Below are 2,115 nucleotides of genomic sequence, written 5' to 3'. Positions count from 1 at the left end.
TTATATAACTCTGACCTGTCTTCAAATAGCCTACTTTGAGGAAATCTATGGTAATCAAAACTTATTAACCTATTTTTTTTAAACCGGTAATGCTTTAGTAAATTACCCACTAAATCGGGAGTCCAAAAATTGGAGTATGGAGGGACATTCTTTTTTAGCGATCTTAATTCTCCTAAGCTCCTTACTTCTCTATGGCTTCCAAGTACTAGATCGACTAAAGTTGACCCGCAATGACCTGTTCCCGTTATAAAAAAAACCTTCCTCATCCTATTTACTAGTTAAGATTTAATATCCCCATTTTTCTCGGACCGGATCAATCATTTCCCTATGGCGGACAAATTCTTTATTGATCTTCTTATTGAGCTCCTCGTATCTCGCCTTATCTCTCTTTTTAACTCTGTTACTTCTCACGGGTTGTTTAGGTTTACTTTCTAATTTCAGAAAGTTGTGAAGCTCCTGTAAACTATTATCAAAATTCTCCAGTTTAAGAATAAATTTCCTTTCAGAAGGAATATTAATGAATTGGTCTTCAATTAATTGATTCCAATATTTCCAGTACCATAAATTTCTTTGAAATACATCCATTTCACTCCACTCCTTCTGAGAGAATTTCTGAACCATAACGCCATTAACGCGCAAACCTTGAGATCGATGTTGCAGGTTCAATAGATAGGAATTTTTAAAAGGAATAGGATCGTCATTCTTAAACCACCCTCTAGAAACTACTGATTTTAAAAAACTTTTTGGATGTCTAATTAACCAGATATACTTGGCTTCTGGATAAAGTTCCCTTAATATGGTGATGAATGGCACTAATTTTTGATCACTATGCACTAGCACTTTATTTTCACCCACTGCATAATTATTCAATAAGATATCCAATTCTGCTTTCACTTCAGCTTTAGAAATTTTTCCAGTAAGATATTGTAAGCTTAGAACCTTTAGTATTACATAAAAAGCTTCATGGAACGCCGATACCTCCTCAGTTTGGTTTAAATAGTCAACTATAGCTGCGGAACCTGATCTACCTGTAGAAAAAACAAAAACTCTATTCTTTTCCTTCTTGTCTTTACCACCCGAAGTGTTTTCAGTTAAATTTGGATTTCTTTTCTCAATTTTCTGAAATTGGGAAGCCATATCGGGCTGTTGAGATAAAGAAATGACTCCTCCAGCCTCCACATCTTTGACCACCACACAACCATCTGCTATTTGTACACTGTTTCCAATAGAGACTCCTGGGTGTATTATAACGTTATTTCCAATTCTTACATTTTTACCAATATAAACAGGCTTAAGTATAAATTTTTGGTCGTGATTCAATTCTGAACCTTCGTAATAAGGACTCGCAGAATATATACTGACATTAGAACCTAAAAAAGTGGAATCTCCTATAATAACACCACCCCTGCTTTCAAAAAAAACATTATCACCAAAAACTAAATGTTTCCCAAGAATTAGTCCCGAGTAATCTGTTGCTTTTATTTTTCCTTTAATCTCATACTTAGAGGCATCTAGTTCTAATTTAGAAATCAATCGGTTTTTATAATATTTAGCTTTAAACTGGTCTTCTCTATTTTTAAATTTAGAGTATACATAAAATGCTATATTTAAAAGAATTTTCCTCATGACTGACTTTTAAAAATTATCTTTTTAAATCTTTTAACTGAAGGGGATTCGAAATAATGATAGACGAAAGGTATAATAGCCAAATAAATAACAATTACCCCAAACTGATTTACCTGTTGAGTTATGAGAAAATAGCAAAAAAGTGCAGGTGTCCCCGAAAGTACAATTGCTTTAAAACTAGGTCGAAGAATATCTAAAGCTTTAATTTTAAGATGTTTTTGAGTAAAGAAAAGTGTATAAATTACCGTAAGCGTTTTCGCAAGTAAAAATCCTAAGGCTGTTCCTGTAGCTCCAAAATAGAAAGTACCTATTACAATTGAAGGAATGAAAAAGAAAAGGGTCTTCACCATTTGCATTTGTAGCTCAAGTTTAACTTTTCCTTTGGCTCGGAATAAAGAAGAATTACTCGTAATGATCATGTTAATTATTACTGATATTGCCAATAATTGGATGAGTATCACAGCATTATTCCATTTTTGCCCAAAGAAT

2 protein-coding genes are annotated in these 2,115 nt (G+C 33.1%); both read right to left on the bottom strand.

Features of this window, described 5'->3' with window-relative positions:
• Positions 1 to 285 precede the first annotated feature (285 nt).
• On the bottom strand, positions 286 to 1,626 hold the full coding sequence (locus ENO17_01680; GenBank protein ID HER23756.1) for an acyltransferase: 1,341 nt from the start codon (positions 1,624 to 1,626) through the stop codon (positions 286 to 288).
• On the bottom strand, positions 1,623 to 2,115 hold a 493-nt coding region (locus ENO17_01675; GenBank protein HER23755.1), incomplete at its 5' end, for a hypothetical protein. The genes ENO17_01675 and ENO17_01680, both read right to left, overlap by 4 nt.

Source organism: Candidatus Atribacteria bacterium (genome assembly GCA_011056645.1).
In the GTDB taxonomy this organism is placed as follows: Bacteria; Atribacterota; Phoenicimicrobiia; order Phoenicimicrobiales; family Phoenicimicrobiaceae; genus Sediminicultor; species Sediminicultor quartus.
Note: the sequence above shows the minus strand (reverse complement) of the source record. Positions and strands in the feature narration are given on the sequence as shown.